Raw genomic sequence first — 16,710 nt, 5'->3', positions numbered from 1 at the left:
TCCAAAAATACCCACTAGTAGCAACACCGGGTCGCTCCCGGTGCGGTGGCAATATTGGGGGTCAGCACCTCTGCTGCTGAATTTCAACCACCCGGCACCAGCCGGTTCAGTGCAGAGGGCTGAATTTGCGGATCTTGGTATTCTCCGTCCTCGTTGGGCTCGCCCCAACGCTTGGGGCGTGCGCCGGCTCAATTGTCGGCGACGCCATCGCTGGTCCTGAAAAGCTTGCCCAGCAGGATGACGCCCATTGCCAGTCAATTGGCGCCCGATTCGGAACGCCGGAATATTCGAATTGCCGGCTGATCCAGCAGCAAACGCGCGAAGCACGGCACGCCCATAGGCTTGGAATTGCTGCGGCCGGAGTTGGGATTGCGGCGTCAGCCGCCTCACCGCCGTCCACGACGACGCGCTGTCAGCGTCTCGGGCCAGAGGTCATCTGCAACACACGGTAACGACTTTTGCGCCGTGGCGCATCGGCCGCTCTGCAATCGGCAGTCCCTGGACTAGGAGGGCGACAATGGCCCCCGAACTATTTACCTACAAGTTCTTCGACACCACTGAGGGCGAGCGCGAACTCGTCGGTCTCGTCAACGCGGCGGACATGGGCGAGGCTCTGCGGAAAGCCGCCAGCATATTGGCGCGCCAGAAAACCACCTCGCGGTTCGAGATCCAACGCACCGGCGGACGGAACGGTGATGACCTCGGCCACCTCAGCCGAGTCGCCGAGCTTCTCGCCTCGCACGTCCCCGAGCGCACCGTGCCCGGCATCGCGAGCGCGTCTGGCATCTATTCGCCCAGGAAAGTCGACTGAACGCTACGGAGCGTCCTGATCTCTGTGACGAGCCACTCGAGATCAAAGGCTACCTCGGAATTTGGGATCGCAAATGAGCCGCCGTTCTCTCCTCAGCCTCTTTATCCTCTTAAATCTTGCCTGCTGGATAGGTTTATTTTTCCTGGCGTGGCCAACCAAAGACGCGACCCCGCCGCTCGTTGCTCGAGTAGAGCGGTGACTAACGGACCACGTCGCAACTGACACCCTCACCAAAGTGGCCCTGCCTTTCATTGCTTGGCCGGAACATCAAGTGACAATGGGAATTGTGCCGGGGATCAGTGGCACGTCGGATCACACTTTGTCCGTTTGGCAGTGTCGTATTAAGTTCCTGAAGATCGTACGATCAATCGCAACGACAGACGCAAGGACGCATAGGCGACCGTCCGCCTTTTATTCTCTCAATACAGTTTGCGCCGCATCTCGATGATGTTCGGAAAGGACCACAGTTCGATTCTATCGGGGATTACCGCGCTTTCACGTACGACGCACGAGTTGTCATCAGCGCCGGAGGGCGGGTGAGTTCAATTTTCTTTCGATAGAACCGAAGCAGTTGTGCGTTGATGGCCACGATGATTGTGCTCGCCGACATAAGGCCTGCCCCAAGCGCGGGCGTCATCATGAAACCGGTACCGAAGGTGATACCGGCCGCCATGGGGATGGCAACCGCATTGTAAGCGGTCGCCCAGATCAGGTTTTGCACGATTTTCGCGTAAGTTGCGCGGGACAGGCCGAGGATCGCGGCCACGTCTCTCGGATCATTTCGGACTAACACCACATCAGCGGATTCCACCGCCACATCCGTGCCCGCGCCGATCGCGACTCCAAGATCGGCCTCGACAAGTGCGGGAGCATCGTTGATGCCATCGCCGATCATGGCAACGCGCAAGCCGCGGTCACGCAGTTGCTTGATCTTTGCGGCCTTCTGATCGGGCAGTACCTCCGCAATGTATTCGTCGATTCCGAGTTCGGCGGAAACAGCCTTAGCGACTCCTTCCGCGTCCCCGGTCAGCATGATCGGACTTATTCCAAGCTTCTTTAGTTGGGCCACCGCCTCCCGGGATTCCGGTCGCACGATGTCGGCCAGCGCGAATAGTGCGCGCGGTTCGCCAGCGCGAAGCAAGACCACGACGCTCTTGCCTTGCGCCTGGAGTTCACGCAGACGCGGATCGTCTATGATCCGGCCTAGCCTTATGAGATATCCAGGGCTGACGACGCCGACCTCCTGTCCTTCCACGACGGCGACGATCCCTTCACCCGTGATATCGCGGACGTTGGCCGGACGAGGAACGGCGATGCCGCGTTCCTTTGCAGCCGCCACGATACCTTGCGCGATCGGATGTTCGGACTGGCTTTCGGCAGATGCGGCGAAGCGCAGCTCCTCTGCCTCGTTTCCATTCGCCAGTACGGCGATGTCACTCACGCCGAACCGGCCTTCCGTCAAAGTCCCGGTTTTGTCGAATACCGCCGCCGTAAGATCGCGCGCCCTTTCAAAGGCAGCCCGCTCGCGGATCAGCAGACCGTTTCCGGCGCTGAGCGTTGTGCTGACGGCGACGACCAGCGGCACGGCAAGCCCGAGTGCATGCGGACAGGCTATGACCATCACGGTCACCATGCGCTCGACGGCGAATTCGTAGGGTTGGCCGGCGAGCAACCAAAAGCCCAATGAACCGAAGCCGGCGATCAGGGCGATGTATGTCAGCCAGCCCGCGGCGCGGTTGGCGACGTCCTGGGTGCGCGAACGGCTCGCCTGAGCCTGCTTGACCATCTCGATGACCTGCGAAAGATAGGTCTTCTCGCCCGTGGCCCTGACTTCGATCGTCACCGCGCCAGACCCGTTTATGGCGCCGCCGATTACGAGATCTCCGGGCTTCTTCAAGACGGGAACGGACTCTCCCGTCAACATTGCCTCGTTGAAAGAGGATTCTCCTTCCGTGATCGCGCCGTCGACTGGAATCTTTGCGCCTGGCCGGATGAGCAGCCGATCACCCGACTGCAAGGAGCTAACCGGAACTTCCTGCATATTACCTTGCGCATCGAGCTTCAGGGCAGCGTCCGGCAGCAGCCGGACCAATTCCTCTAAGGCGCGCGATGCTCCGATGACCGAACGCATCTCGAGCCAATGGCCGAGCAGCATGACGTCGATGAGCGTCACCACTTCCCAGTAAAGGGGCTCGCCCTGAAGGCCGAAAGTCACCGCCGCTGAATAGAAAAAGGCGACCGAAATCGCGACCGCGATGAGCGTCATCATGCCCGGCTCGCGGTTCCTGAGTTCAGGCAAGAAGCTGGTCAGGAACGGCCTGCCGCCATAAACATACACGACCGTCGCAAGCGCGAAGAGCACGAGACCATCGCCGCGAAACCTGAGCGCATCGCCCAGCTCCAGCCCGTGCTGGATCATCGGCGACAGCAACAGAACAGGTGGCGTCAGTGCAAGGCATAGCCAAAATCTGCGGCGAAAATCGGCCACCATCGCTCCATGATCGCCATGTCCGGCATGTGCATGCATTGCGCCTGCTATCCCGGCGGCGGAATGTTCGCGCGCTCGGTGTGGCTGTTGATGCAGATGCTCATGGGTGTGAGCGTGATCCATGTTGTCCTCATCTTTCACCGCCGTATCCGGACTTTCTTCGGTGCTACTGCGGCCGCGCGCTGCCTTCGTACATGAAAGTCATAGGCTTCGGCCCGGGTATATAGCCGGTCTCGATCCGCTCGATGCCGAATCCTGCGTCCTCGATCATGGAGCGGATCGGCCGGTTGAGATGACAGCCGCCGCTGATACGTCGCCATGCCGGCGTCAAGCTGTCCTGCCACCAACGCACGCTCTCACTGGGCGCCAGGCCGTGCTCGGCGAACAGGAGCTTGCCGCCCGGTCGCAAGACGCGCCTCATTTCCGCCAGTGCCGTGGCGGCCTGCGGAATCGAACATAAGGTCCAGGTCGTCACCACGGTATCGATGGTGCCATCGTCGAGCGGAATGCTTTCAGCAGAAACTTCTAAGAAATGGACGGGCACGCCCGAATCCGCTGCTCCGCGAGCCATGGCGACAAGCTTCGGAGAAGGCTCGAGGGCCAGTATTTCTTTCACGGGCGATCGATAGAACGGCAGGTTGCGGCCCGAGCCCACGCCGATCTCCAGCACGCGGCCTTCGGCGGCGCCGATCACGCGTTCGCGGAAAGGCAGGAGTTGCTTGTTGCGCATCGCAAGATCGCAAAGCCTCGGCAGGATGATATCGTTGTAGAAACCCATCGATCGCTCCTGGCTGTTGTAGGTTAAAGCTTTCGGCCATTGACGATAGTTTGCGCGGCCAGTCCGCGCTGGATCCTCTTGAGAGTTCAGCAACTGACGGGCGCTCAGCACCGCGGTTCGATTATCTTGCTGATCTCTCCGGGGGCCGCAAAAATCACATCTACCCGGTCGCCCATCATCCCAGCGGGCACCAGGGCCGGCGCGCCAGTTTGCGGACCATCCTTGCCGGAGTCTGTCTTCAGGCGCAGATTACGTTCCCAGAAAGCATGTATCTTGCCATCGGCCGTCGTCACTCGATAGGTCTCGTGGCAATAGGTGATCGCCTTCACCTGCATGTTCAACTCCAGGCTTTTCAAATTTGGGGCAGGACCGCCGCCCATCATCCCGCCCGTGCCTCCTTCTTGCGCTGTCTGTTGCGGCGCGGCACCCGGCCGGGTTGCCTCCTTCAGAAAAGCGAGGAGGTCGCCGCGCGCGCCGGCGTCCTGGATGCCGTTGAAGGGCATTTCATTGCCGGGCACCATACGACCGGGATCCGTCAGCCATCCGTCGAGCGAGCGGTCGTCCCAGATAATGCCGGAGGATTTGAGCGCATCTGAATAGCGCTCGAAACTCGGCAGCGACCCGGCTTTGCGCCCCCACAGACCGGCAAGGCTGGGACCTGTCATGTTGCGATCGGGCTCAAGCGAATGGCATGGCGCACATGCGCGAAAGTCGTGCTCGCCTCTTGCAGCGTCGCTGGGCTCGCCAAGTGCGGAAGAAAGCAGAGCGACCGTCGAGAGCGCGGCGATGACGAGCTTGTTCATCGCCGACCTTTGCTCCGCCGTACGGAGGTATTTGATCAATGCGGCCGCCGCAAGGATCAAGACGATCACGACGAGCAACCAGATGAGGTCCATGCCCCACATCATCCCAGGCATCAAGTTGTCCATCATGATCTCACCTCGGACATGCGGCGCAAAGCGGCCTTGAGTTTACCTACAAGACGCGCGCCTCATACACATCAGCATCATGAACGTGCACGGCAGCGCTGCCATGATGCGAAATACCTCGGCTCCCGTCAGCCAATTCCAGTTCCAGACGACGCTCAGGGAAGTTGCCGCGGCGAGGACGAGATACAGCGGCATCCGGCAGCGAACGAAAAAGCTACTCAGCGTCGCGCTCGTTGAATTTCGGTCCGTAACGACGTTGTCAGGGTTCAAGGTCATGGGAATACCCTTTCCTGTTTGCGATGAAGGCTAACGCGATTGGCATTGCGGACGTCATTGCCGATCCGCAACGTCATGTGCAGATATCAGCGGCCCTTCGGGCCGCCCTGGTATTGCGGCCCCGATTCGAGGGTGGCGGCGGCCCCAAAACGTGATCCTGCTCGATCGTAGGCGAACGCAGCATACGGACCCGTTTGCGGGACCGCCCTGATCGGGCTGCTTTGCCTGGCCTCGTTCGGCCAATAGCTCTTGTCGGTAATGGTTGATCCCGCATGCGCGGTTGCAGAAAACGCCACGAGCGGCAACAAGAGAGAAAGAGTGCGAAGGTGTCTGGTTGACATGTCCCGGCTCCACGATGTTGGAAGCACCAAAATGCGCGCTTCTAACCGTGAGTTCGAAGCCAAATTTCAGCCGGTTACATCCTCACAGCGACGTGAAATCGACCCAACAAGTTGCTCACCAACGCAACAGCCGCGGCCCCAGTGCCGCACCCGCGAGGGTGCACAGCACAATCGTTCCACCGTACCAGAGCGCAATGAACGGCAGCGAATCGTCCGTGCAGTGGAGTGCGTAAGCCATCGCGCTCACGCCCCCCGCGACGAGACCGGCGAAAGCGCCCGCGCGCACGAGATTCGTAGGTGCTGCCTTGCGCACGGCCCAAATTGAAACGGCAAAGGGAACGATCGCAATGATCGGAATGGAGAGGAGGCATTCCAGCCATTGGTCACCTGCGATCATCTGCTCCCAATGCGCCTGGGGTGCGAACCCAAGACTGACTGCGGCGAGAGCCACAATGATGAGGAACGGCGCGGCGATAAGGAAGCGCGACGTCCTTCGCTCCCCACCGGGGCGCGCCAGCCGCGTCAGATAGATCGTCGCGAGACCGACGACCCCGATCGCGAAAGCCAGCTTGATCGCGAGATAGATCAGCGCGCGGCCTGTCGTCAGGTCGGGGCGGAAGCCCAGGCCGGCAAAAGCAATGGCGAGGGTCGCGACAGCCCCGCCGGCAACCGCCATATAGACCGCACGAACGACCACATTGCGGTCAGCCGGCTCCAGATTCGTGCTGAGAAGTGCTACCAGGTCGTCGGTCTTCATGTTCGGGTTTCCCGAGCAATCAACGCAGCAAGCGCTTTGAGCCCGCGGTGAATATTGACTTTTACGCCTGACTCCGACTGGCCGCATCTTCTCGCAGCTTCGGCGACGCTCAGCCCGTCGAGTTTCACGGCCTCAATCGCACACTGCATGCCTTCCGGCAGCCGATGCATCAGCCGCCGGATATCATAGGAACTTTCGGCATCCGCATTGTCATCATGCGCCGCCAAAAACTCATCCGCCTCGTCGATCGGAACCTCAGCCAGTGAGGCGCGGTTCCGACGCAGAAAGTCGATCAGCTTATAGCGCGCAATGGCATGCACCCAAGGTGTGAGCGGTTCCCGCGGATCATAGGTATGCCGCTTAAGGTGGATCGCTAATATCGCTTCCTGGACCAGATCTTCGGCTTCCGCCATCCCTCTGCCGACCGCGGCGAGCCTTGCCTTGTAATAGGCACGCAACCGACGGCTCAGCCGGTCGAGCAGTGCGCGGTGCGACGCCGCGTTACCGTCCAGGCTCGCAAGCATCAGCGCCTTGAGTTCGGGTTCGAGGCGCGTCATGCCTGCTATCTCGTTAGTTCGGCGAAACGGTGGGTTTGGTTACAGTCTTTGCAGCGGGCCCAACTTCGCTCATTTGACCAGCTCCGAAGCAGTTCGCGGTGCCTCAGGGGCGATAGGCGGCGCCGGCGTCGATAAATCGTCCTCGTTCTTCAGCCCCAATCCCTTCACCAATCCGAAGATCGCGGGGATCACGATCAGCGTCAGCAGGGTCGAGGAGACCATGCCGCCGATCATCGGCACCGCGATCCGCTGCATGATTTCGGAGCCGGTGCCGGTGCTCCACATGATCGGCAGCAGGCCGGCCATGATCGCGACCACCGTCATCATCTTTGGCCGCACGCGCTCGACCGCGCCTTCCATAATGGCATCGCGCAGGTCTGATCGGGTCAACGCGCGTGCCTCGGCGGCGCGACGTTCCCTGATCTCGGCCAGCGCCTGGCTGAGATAGATCAGCATCACGACGCCGGTCTCGGCGGCGACGCCCGCGAGCGCGATGAAGCCGACGGCGACGGCGACCGAGAGGTTGAAGCCGAGCCACCACATCAGCCAGAGGCCGCCGACCAGCGCGAACGGCAGCGACAGCATGACGATCATGGTCTCGGTGACGGAGCGGAAGTTGAGGTAGAGCAGCAGGAAGATGATCACGAGCGTCGCCGGCACGACGATCTTCAGGCGGGCCGTCGCGCGCTCGAGATATTCGTACTGGCCGCTCCACATCACATAATACCCCGGCGGAAACTGGATGCTGGCCTGCACCGCACGCTGGGCGTCGGCGACGTAGCCGCCGAGGTCGCGGTCGCGGATGTCGACATAGATGTAGGTCGCAAGCTGTCCGTTCTCGGTGCGGATCGAAGTCGGCCCGCGCGCCGGCTGGATGGTCGCGACCTCGCCGAGCGGCACCGCGCCGCCCGCCGGCATCGGCACCAGGATATCGCTTCCGATCGCTTTCGGATTGTCGCGGAGATCGCGCGGATAGCGCATGTTGACGGTGAAGCGCTGCCGGCCCTCGACCGTCGTCGTCACCGTCTGTCCGCCCAGCGCGGTCGCGATCGTATCCTGCACGTCCTGGACCATGATGCCGTAGCGCGCGAGCGCCGTGCGGTCCGGGGTGATCTCGAGATAATAGCCGCCGATGCCGCGCTCGGCATAGGCCGACGACGTCCCCGGCACCGCTTTGAGGACCTGCTCGATCTGCTTGGCCAGACGGTCGATCTCGACAAGGTCGGTGCCGATCACCTTGACGCCAACAGGCGTGCGGATGCCGGTCGAGAGCATGTCGATGCGGGCCTTGATCGGCATGGTCCAGGCGTTGGAGACACCGGGGAATTGCAGCGCCTTGTCCATCTCCGCGATCAGGCTGTCGACCGTGACGCCCGGGCGCCATTCTTGCTTCGGCTTGAGATTGATCACCGTCTCGTACATTTCCGAGGGCGCCGGATCGGTGGCGGTCGCGGCGCGTCCGGCTTTCCCGTAGACGGACGCGACTTCCGGAAACGAGCGGATGATGCGGTCCTGGGTCTGCATCAGCTCAGCGGACTTGGTGACGGAGATGCCGGGCAGCGTGGTCGGCATATAGAGCAACGTGCCCTCGTTCAGGTTCGGCATGAACTCGGTGCCGAGCTGGCGGGCCGGCCACATGCTCGCGGCGAGGATCGCGAGGGCAAGCAGCACAACAAGCGTCTTGGCGCGCAATACGCCCTTGATGACGGGACGGTAGATCCAGATCAGGAAGCGGTTGATCGGATTCTTGTGCTCCGGGACGATCTTGCCGCGGACGAAGATCACCATCAGCGCCGGCACGAGCGTGACCGACAGCAGCGCAGCGGCCGCCATCGCAAATGTCTTGGTGAAGGCGAGCGGGCTGAACAGCCGGCCCTCCTGCGATTCCAGCGTGAAGATCGGCATGAACGAAACGGTGATGATCAACAGGCTGAAGAACAGCGCTGGCCCGACTTCGGCGGCGGCATCAATTAGGATCGCGACGCGCGACTGCCCGGGCTCGGCCCGCTCGAGATGCTTGTGGGCGTTCTCGATCATGACGATGGCGGCATCCACCATCGCGCCGATCGCGATCGCGATGCCGCCGAGACTCATGATGTTGGAGCCGATTCCCAGAAGCTTCATGGCGCCGAACGCCATCAGCACGCCGACCGGCAGCATCAGGATTGCGACCAGCGCACTGCGGACGTGTAGCAGGAAGATGATGCAGACTAGCGCGACGACGACGCTCTCCTCGAACAGGGTGTGCTTGAGCGTGTCGATGGCCGCATAGATCAGGTTAGAACGGTCATAGACCGGCACGATCTCGACTGATTTCGGTAGGCTGCTGGCGATCTCCTTGAAACGCTTTTTGACGTTCTCGATGACGTCGAGCGCGTTGACCCCAAAGCGTTGCAGGACGATGCCGCCGGCAACCTCGCCCTCGCCGTTGAGCTCGGTGATGCCGCGCCGCTCGTCCGGGCCAAGTTCGACCCGTGCGACATCGCGCAAGAGCACTGGCGTGCCGTCGCTCACCTTCAGCACGATGTTGCCGAGGTCGTTTATGCTCTTAAGATAGCCCTTGCCGCGGATGACGTACTCGAATTCCGAGAGCTCGACGGTGCGGCCGCCGACGTCGGCATTGCTTGCGCGGATCGCTTCGCGCATCCTTTGCATGGTGATGCCGCGGTCGCGCATGCGCTGCGGATCGAGGATGACGTTGTACTGCCGGACGAAACCCCCGACGCTTGCGACTTCGGCCACGCCTTCGGCCTTGGCGAGGGCGAATTTGAGATTCCAGTCCTGGATCGCGCGGGTCTCGGCGAGGTTCAGCTCCTTCGACATCACGGCGTATTGGTAGACCCAGCCGACGCCGGTCGCGTCCGGGCCGATGGTCGGCGTCACGCCGGCCGGGATCCGCGCGGCCGCGGCGTTGAGAAATTCGAGAACCCGCGAGCGCGCCCAATAGATGTCCGTGCCGTCCTCGAAGATCACATAGACGAAGGAGACGCCGAAGAATGAGAAACCGCGCACGACCTTCGATTTCGGCACCGTCAGCATCGCGGTTGTCAGGGGATAGGTGATCTGGTCCTCGATCACCTGCGGCGCCTGGCCCGGATATTCCGTGTAGACGATCACCTGGGTATCGGAGAGGTCCGGGATGGCATCGAGCGGCAGGTGCAGCAGCGCGTAGAGCCCGGCCGCGGCGGCAAAGCCGGTGCCGAACAGCACCAGCAAGAGGTTGCGTGCCGACCAGGCGATGACGCGGGCGATCATGGCCGGCCCCCCATGCCGCTGGTGGACGATGATGTGTCGTGCACACTGCCTGCTGCGGAAAAGCCCTTCAGCGCCGCCTTGAGGTTGCTCTCCGCATCGATCAGGAAGTTGGCCGAGGTCACGACCGCTTCGCCTTCGTTGAGGCCGTCGCGTATTTCGACATAGCCGCCGCCGCGATGGCCGAGCTTCACCTCTCGCGGCTCGAACCGGCCCTCACCCTTGTCAACCAGAACCGCCTGGCGACTGCCGCTGTCGAGTACAGCGCTGTCGGGAACGGCAAGCACGGGCTCGGAACTTCCCGTGTCGATTGCGGCATCGACGTACATGTCGTGAAGCAGCACGAGGTCCGGATTTTGCAGTTCGACACGAATGCGGGCCGTGCGTGTTTCCTTGTTGATTTCCGGGTAGATGACGTCGACCTTTCCCGGGAAGTCGCGTCCGGGAAAGCTTCGGGCCCTCACGGTGACACGTTGACCAAGCGATATCTCGCCAAGGTCGCGCTCGGCGACGTCGATCAGTGCCCAGATCACCGAGTGATCGGCGATCCTGAACAGGACACCGCCCGGCTGGACGCGCATTCCCTCCACCGCGCTCCGCTCCAGAACGATGCCGTCGCGCGGAGCGGTCCACTGTATGGAGGTCGGAACGTTTCGGCTTTTTTCGATAGCCGCGATTACGGCCTCCGGAACGTCGAGGTTCACCAGCCTCTGCCGCGATCCCTGGCTGTACGAAGTGTTGCCGCTGGTCGTCTTGGATGTGATGGTCGCGAGGTACTCGGCGGCCGCGGATGAAATCGCGGGGCTATACACCTCCATCAAGGGCTGGCCCTTGACGACGTGCGACCCGGTGGTGACGTCGGCGACCTTCAGGACGAAGCTTTCGGATCGCATCGCGATGACCGAAACGCGCCGCTCGTCGAGCTGAATGGTCCCCGGAGCACGGACAATCGTGTGGATCACCCTGCGCCCCACAGACTCGGACTTGACGCCGGTGCGCTGGATTTTTCCAGGTGACAGCTTTATCGACCCGTCGTCGCTATCCTCGCCTTCGTAGACGGGGATGTAGTCCATCCCCATCGAGTCCTTCTTCGGCGTCGGCGACGTATCCGGCAGCCCCATCGGGTTGCGGTAATATTTGATCTTGCGTTCGGCGCTGGCCGTCGGTGCTGGCGCGGCGGGTGCAGGATCGTCGAAACTGACGTCCGCACCGGCGGGAACGGGACGATAATCGCGGCCGTCCGTCGTCTTCTTTGGCGTCAGCGAATATGCGGGCTTGCCGTCCGGGTCCTGATAGTAGATCGCCGCGCGGCCATCCGCCGCCGCGTGCGCCATCGTGGCGAGCCGCTCCACGCCGACGGCAAAGCTGACGCCCGCCGCAGCGATCAACGCCACGGCGGTGGTGGCTATGGTGGCGCCGCGGGTCATTTCCGCGCCGTGATGACGAGCTTGCTCTCGACTGTGCCGGTCTCACCCTGGACCTTTGCACCGAGCGAAAGCTGCCAGCGCCCCTCCATGCTGAAGTTCGCCTTGAACCGGTAAGTTCCTGGCTCCGTCCCCGGCACTGGCGTCACCTTGGTCGCCATTTCCTGCATGCCGTCGGGACCCATATCCAGGCGGGTCGCGAAGATGACGGCGTCCGGTACCGGCTTGCCGGTCTTGTTGTTCACCAGCCGAACGCTGACGACCTTGTCGGCTCCAGCCTGGACGGTCGGCTCGACGAGCTGGAATTCATAGTCTTTGATGTCGGCAAAGGCGAACTTCGGCGCGCCAGCGATCGAAAGGCCGACGAGCGCGGCGGCGAGCGCACGCGCGGCAGTGGAAGTCTTCATGTGTTCTTTTCCTCGAATGTCTTATGAGCCGCCGGGGCGGCGTGCGACGACGTGCTCGCCCCCCGGAGGGCGCGCAAGTGCAGCAATCCGGCGCGTATCGCCGGTCAGACGATGGTTCGAGGTGGGTGGTCCGGAGGGGGCCGCATCAAACTGGCGACGGCCGGCTCGTCGAGAGGTCGAAGGGTCCGTGAACTGGCCAAGTGAACCGGCAAGTCATTCGAGGGCTCGATCCGCATCACCTTGGCCATGCAGATCGCAAGCAATGGGCAGTCCTGACAGTCGTTCTGCTTCTGCTTTTCGGGACAGCACGGCATGTCGCCAGACATGTCCGCCATTTGCGCCATGCCGACGTCGGACGCCGCGTGTACCGCCGCCGCTGAGCCGGCAAAGGGCGCGATCGCCAATCCGATCGAGATCAGCGAGGCAAATAGGAAATGCAGGAATCGCGGCGCGTCCATGGGGTGGCACATTCCCACAATGAGGCGGCCGCTTGCGTTCACTTCTCTGCGAGGTACCAGTCCGTGCGACAGTTTCGGGTTGTCGGGGTCAATCCAGACCCTGCGCGCTAGGCGCCTCGTAAAGGCGCCCTGACAGACAGGGTGCTTGCCTACGCTAAACCGCCGCCCCCGAATTCAAACGGACTGTCTTGTGCCTACCGAGCTTCGACGACCTCGGCATCCTCCTGCTCCATTCGTGGGTGCATCCGGACGAGGATGGCTAGGCGACCCTCGTACTGACAAACGTATCTGAGGTGATTGTGTAGCATCAAATCGGCCCACATAGGGGCGACGGAGGTTGGCATGGCCAGTTGCGGTGGCTGTTGCGGCAGCGATGCGAAGTTCGAGGGCCTTTCCCCCGACTACAAGCGACGGCTATGGGCCGTAATCGCGTTCAACGCAGGCATGTTTCTCCTCGAAACAGCAGGCGGTCATCTGGCGAGATCGAACGCGCTGCAGGCCGACGCGTTGGACTTTTTAGGCGATGCCCTAACCTACGGGATCACGCTTGCAGCAATCGGGACGGCGGCGGCCACTCGGGCCAAGGCAGCCCTTTTTAAGGGATTCACGCTTTTCCTTGGGTGTGTGGGTCTTTGGGTCGACCGCGTATTACGTACTTGTTCTGGGCGTTCCGCGGGCCGAATTGATGGGCGCGATTGGTTTTCTCGCCCTTGCTGCGAACATCCTCAGCGTGCTGTTGCTGATGAAATACAAGGATGGCGACGCCAACGTGCGGTCCGTTTGGCTCTGCTCACGCAATGATGCCATCGGCAACGTTGCAGTTATGGTTGCTGCAGGCGCCGTATGGCTCACAGCGTCCAAGTGGCCCGATCTCATAGTTGCCGCGTTGATGGCCGGACTATTCCTGTCCTCTGCATTCCAAATTCTTCGCCAATCTCTTGCGGAATTGCGCCATCCGGTCAGCGTTCCGGCTGAGTGAGAAACAAGGCGACAACATAAGGCCGCCAAATCATGCGGCCCGGTGAGGCCGTAAGTACCCACCGGGCCTGGCCAACCAAGCACGCGACCTCGCCGCTCATTGCCCGAGTGGGACGATGACGTCGAATCTGATTCGTCCACCAAAATGGCCGAGCCTTTCGGACTCGTCATCACGCTCGTTGGGCTCATGGGACGCTTGCCTCAGAACTCAGTGAGGCTTTCGCACTCCCTTTTTGAGCGGCGTAGTTCCCGATCCTTCGCGCTCCCGAGCTTCAGCTTTTCCGCCGGGCATAAGCTCTGCAATGCAGGCTTCAAGTTCTTCGTCCGTCATACTTTCGAACTCGCCCGGCGTGCCGACCTCCTTGCGGTTAATGAACATGCCCAGCTCTTTGCCAAGCAGTTCCAGCGCGCGGTTCGCGACACTTCCCTGGTACTGGTATTCGCCCTGCTCTTTCCCCTCTTCGCCACCCACGCGCCGGGCTTGAAGCGCACGCTCAACGTTCTCGATCAGCTTGCCTATGACCCACTCTTTGGACAGCGCCAGCTTCTCCACGGCCTTCTCGGTCGCTTTCGCATCCGCCCTTTCGCGCCTTTCAAGCAGCTCCGAAACCCGGGTTTCAATGGGTTGCGTCCGGGCTAGAGCGGAGGCGTTGTGCCTATTGGCTTTGTAGCCTGCCTCAATGTACGCCTGAGCAGCAGAGCGTCCTTTGGCAAGCTCCTGTGCGACGCGCTCATGTTTGGGGTTCTTAAGGATCGGCATGGATCGTTCACCGTAGTAAGTCGTGCCGGAAGCAGCCTTTACCGCAAGAAGACGTTACCGAAAACAGCCTTACAAATCTTCAATGATTGGGATGACATCCGCAGGCGCTAATTTGCTTGCCTAAGTGCGCCACCCTATCCGTCGCGGATTAGATTGTAGGCCCCATCACAATCACCCCGTAGTCTTGATAACTCGCAATGCAGACCGCAACATCACGACAGGCAATCCCTAGAAGGGGCTCATTTCCGATCTGCAAAAGCGCGGTATGAAGGTCAAACTTTGCGGTGCGACCGCAAAGTCCCACGGTTGGGGAAACGAGGACTTGCTTCCAGCCATCCAGGTTAACAACATCGACGCCATGGCGAGAACGATACAGCTCGTCCGGCAGGGATTCGTGAAGATCGCGGAGTAAGAAGCAATGATCGCTGTGAGAACAACCCCTCAGAGAAAAGATATGGCTCATTGCCAGCATTCCGCCGTCGCTAAATTCGGCGCTCAACGCTGAGGTTGCAAGGACAAAAAGATCACCCAATTCGACAGAAAGGTTCTTGCGGGCAGGTTACGAATCCGCGGCTTCTCGGTGCCGATTTGCTGAAGGCCGCAACCTTCAACCCGCCCGACCCGCGGGCGCGAAACCTCGCCTGTTCGACTGTCCCATTTCTGTCTGGAGACAGTTGCCGAATAAGAGGGTTGTTGAAGGCAGTGCCTACTCTTGTAGGATAGGCTCTCCCAAAAGAAGCGCACGATCCGCGACCCGCTGCATCCATGGTAGATGTTCTAGCCTGAGTTGCCAGTTTTGGGCGTCCTGTTTCCCGAGGCAAGTGACGAGTTGCTCCGGATGTAGGTAATACTGCTGATCTTCGGTAGCCGCGAGCCTTAGGAGAGCGGCTTCGATTTTTGATCCAATGATCGCTTGCGGAACGGTCATCTGGTAGCGGTCACCGGTTAAGCAAAAGAAGCCGAGTTCGGCCATTACGGTAAAAACCTCGCCCCATTCATCAAACATCGACAGCGAGAAACAAGTCAGGTTCTTCATGAGAAGCTCGAGGCACTTGGTAGCTGCCGGCGAGAAGGAAAATTCGTGGGCGATCTCAATCCTACTGATCTGTTGTTTGAGCGTGGGCTTCGTTCTGAATTGGTCCATTAGCACTCGATCAGCTTCAACTGCTGCCAGCAGCCAGCGACCCAAAAACTCGGAGTCACCAGGTCCAGGGCCTTCAACCAGTACCCAGAGTCGTTGCGTCGCCATTTCTTCACTCCTTTTGAACTATCCCGATCACAGCTTGGGCGTCGGCTTCGATAGGCGCGCTATACTTGGGCGCCGCTATTGATGGGTTTAACATTGAAATCCTTTCTGGCAGTTTTCCATGCTCGGGGCGTTTGCAAATTCCTGCGGTAAAGCAAAGCGCGATTGAGGTTTGCTATCACCTAGGCCTAGATTTCCGCCGCCGCAGATTGTGCTCGCCAATTGTTCGATGAATGATTGCTCTGTTGCTCTAATGTCGGAGCGGCGTTTCCTTGATTGCGGAGCATTGATATTGCGGGCGAATGCAAGAGCTTCATTGAAATTGCGAATTGCTGAATTGAAATTGCGAATTGCTGATTGCGCGTCGCTCATTCAATTGCTGTTCGCTCGGATTACGTCTCATTGTTTCGCTGAGGTCGGGATTGACCATCCGTAGCACCTCCCGGCGATTGAGACCGAGTTTGCCGGCCCAATTCATTGCCCAATTGCCGCAATGACCCCTCACCCATTCCATCGGGCTGAACGCGAGAAATTGCCATATCAATTCCTGCGAAAGCGTCATTCGGGATTACTTTCCCCTAGCGGCGAGCCTCTTCCAGACAAACAGGCTTCCGAATTACTGGCTCAGTAAGGCTGGAGCCGCCGGCGTGGTCCGTGCGCCGTGCTCGCTGCCCCGAACAGCGGCCATCGACAGTGCGGGCAGATGCGGGCTTCTCACGGTGCTGATCGCGGCTGACGCGTTGGTGCTGGAGGGCCCTTGCCCTACTCCCTGTCCCTCGTGCTGTATGGCTGAACGCGATGGGCGATGTGACGGAGCGGTACGCGGTGCTGGTTAGCTGTACCGGAGGGGCTGTGTGAGTTGGATCATAGGAGCCGACGTCATCGCTTGGCACGATGTGCGTATGATCGGGGACTCTCCGAAGCACATTCCCGATTGGTTGGTTGTCCACATGACGATTTTGCTCGTCGGGTTGGGACTAGCACTACTTTGGCAGATTGTTGATTTTGCCGCGTTTTATAGGATTCCCGAATCAATTTTTCAATGATTCATGGGTGGTCGGCTCTTGGAGGGCTGACCATGCCGGGATGGGAAGACGAACTCGAACGCTGGCTGATGCCGTTCTTGGACCGGCTGGGTCATAAGACCCGGCAGCGGATGTGTCCTCTGTATGTTGCGGGATTGATCGGTCCGGGCGATCGCAAGAGCGTTCAGCCGATGGCGGAACGCCTTGCCACGAGCAACTACGA

Annotated in this window: 15 protein-coding genes and 1 pseudogene; 3 read left to right on the top strand and 13 right to left on the bottom strand. The window is 60.7% G+C overall.

The genetic code is table 11. The annotated features are described in order from the left end of the window. The first annotated feature begins 517 nt into the window (after positions 1 to 517). Complete coding sequence (locus YY7_RS0142825) at positions 518 to 811, top strand: hypothetical protein (protein WP_028168513.1); 294 nt, start codon at positions 518 to 520, stop codon at positions 809 to 811. A 484-nt stretch (positions 812 to 1,295) separates the two neighbouring features. Here YY7_RS0142825 and YY7_RS54775 read toward each other — a convergent pair whose 3' ends face one another. The 9 genes from YY7_RS54775 to YY7_RS0142775 form a co-directional block, all read right to left on the bottom strand. Next, on the bottom strand, positions 1,296 to 3,440 hold the full coding sequence (locus tag YY7_RS54775) for a heavy metal translocating P-type ATPase (RefSeq protein ID WP_245287625.1): 2,145 nt from the start codon (positions 3,438 to 3,440) through the stop codon (positions 1,296 to 1,298). A 25-nt stretch (positions 3,441 to 3,465) separates the two neighbouring features. Then, the gene (locus YY7_RS0142815) at positions 3,466 to 4,077 is read right to left on the bottom strand and encodes a class I SAM-dependent methyltransferase (RefSeq protein WP_028168512.1); all 612 of its coding nucleotides are present in this window, start codon (positions 4,075 to 4,077) and stop codon (positions 3,466 to 3,468) included. A 104-nt stretch (positions 4,078 to 4,181) separates the two neighbouring features. After that, complete coding sequence (locus tag YY7_RS0142810) at positions 4,182 to 5,009, bottom strand: c-type cytochrome (protein ID WP_349642711.1); 828 nt, start codon at positions 5,007 to 5,009, stop codon at positions 4,182 to 4,184. A 729-nt stretch (positions 5,010 to 5,738) separates the two neighbouring features. Beyond that, positions 5,739 to 6,380, bottom strand: a complete 642-nt coding sequence (locus tag YY7_RS0142800; protein WP_028168509.1) for a DUF1109 domain-containing protein — start codon at positions 6,378 to 6,380, stop codon at positions 5,739 to 5,741. Then, entirely contained in the window at positions 6,377 to 6,937 is a 561-nt protein-coding gene (locus YY7_RS0142795; RefSeq protein ID WP_028168508.1) for a sigma-70 family RNA polymerase sigma factor, read from the bottom strand. Before YY7_RS0142795 ends, YY7_RS0142800 begins: the two co-directional genes overlap by 4 nt. A gap of 69 nt (positions 6,938 to 7,006) precedes the next feature. Then, positions 7,007 to 10,192 carry an efflux RND transporter permease subunit gene (locus YY7_RS0142790; protein WP_028168507.1) on the bottom strand — a complete coding sequence of 1,062 codons (3,186 nt, stop codon included), beginning with the start codon at positions 10,190 to 10,192 and terminating at the stop codon, positions 7,007 to 7,009. Next, the gene (locus tag YY7_RS0142785; protein WP_028168506.1) at positions 10,189 to 11,616 is read right to left on the bottom strand and encodes an efflux RND transporter periplasmic adaptor subunit; all 1,428 of its coding nucleotides are present in this window, start codon (positions 11,614 to 11,616) and stop codon (positions 10,189 to 10,191) included. The genes YY7_RS0142790 and YY7_RS0142785 overlap by 4 nt, the downstream gene beginning before the upstream one ends. Beyond that, on the bottom strand, positions 11,613 to 12,020 hold the full coding sequence (locus tag YY7_RS0142780; RefSeq protein ID WP_028168505.1) for a FixH family protein: 408 nt from the start codon (positions 12,018 to 12,020) through the stop codon (positions 11,613 to 11,615). Before YY7_RS0142780 ends, YY7_RS0142785 begins: the two co-directional genes overlap by 4 nt. Positions 12,021 to 12,124: 104 nt before the next feature. Continuing rightward, positions 12,125 to 12,478, bottom strand: coding sequence for a hypothetical protein (locus tag YY7_RS0142775; RefSeq protein ID WP_028168504.1), 354 nt, complete (start codon positions 12,476 to 12,478; stop codon positions 12,125 to 12,127). A 342-nt stretch (positions 12,479 to 12,820) separates the two neighbouring features. Here YY7_RS0142775 and YY7_RS59270 point away from each other — a divergent pair. Continuing rightward, positions 12,821 to 13,457: pseudogene (locus tag YY7_RS59270) on the top strand (cation transporter). A 207-nt stretch (positions 13,458 to 13,664) separates the two neighbouring features. Here the strand turns inward: YY7_RS59270 and YY7_RS0142760 are convergent. The 4 genes from YY7_RS0142760 to YY7_RS61225 form a co-directional block, all read right to left on the bottom strand. Next, positions 13,665 to 14,216: a terminase small subunit gene (locus YY7_RS0142760; protein WP_028168503.1), complete on the bottom strand. Its 552-nt coding sequence runs from the start codon at positions 14,214 to 14,216 to the stop codon at positions 13,665 to 13,667. A 148-nt stretch (positions 14,217 to 14,364) separates the two neighbouring features. After that, on the bottom strand, positions 14,365 to 14,748 hold the full coding sequence (locus YY7_RS64860; protein ID WP_155255566.1) for a hypothetical protein: 384 nt from the start codon (positions 14,746 to 14,748) through the stop codon (positions 14,365 to 14,367). 174 nt (positions 14,749 to 14,922) lie between these two features. Continuing rightward, positions 14,923 to 15,465: a hypothetical protein gene (locus tag YY7_RS0142750; protein ID WP_155255565.1), complete on the bottom strand. Its 543-nt coding sequence runs from the start codon at positions 15,463 to 15,465 to the stop codon at positions 14,923 to 14,925. Between the two features lie 87 nt (positions 15,466 to 15,552). Further along, positions 15,553 to 15,834, bottom strand: a complete 282-nt coding sequence (locus YY7_RS61225) for a hypothetical protein (RefSeq protein WP_155255564.1) — start codon at positions 15,832 to 15,834, stop codon at positions 15,553 to 15,555. Between the two features lie 670 nt (positions 15,835 to 16,504). Here YY7_RS61225 and YY7_RS54755 point away from each other — a divergent pair. Further along, the coding region (locus YY7_RS54755) for a transposase (protein ID WP_196237419.1) at positions 16,505 to 16,710 on the top strand (206 nt) is incomplete at its 3' end.

This window comes from Bradyrhizobium elkanii WSM2783 (assembly GCF_000472865.1).
Lineage (GTDB): Bacteria > Pseudomonadota > Alphaproteobacteria > Rhizobiales > Xanthobacteraceae > Bradyrhizobium > Bradyrhizobium elkanii_A.
This window is presented reverse-complemented; position numbering and strand designations above follow the sequence as displayed.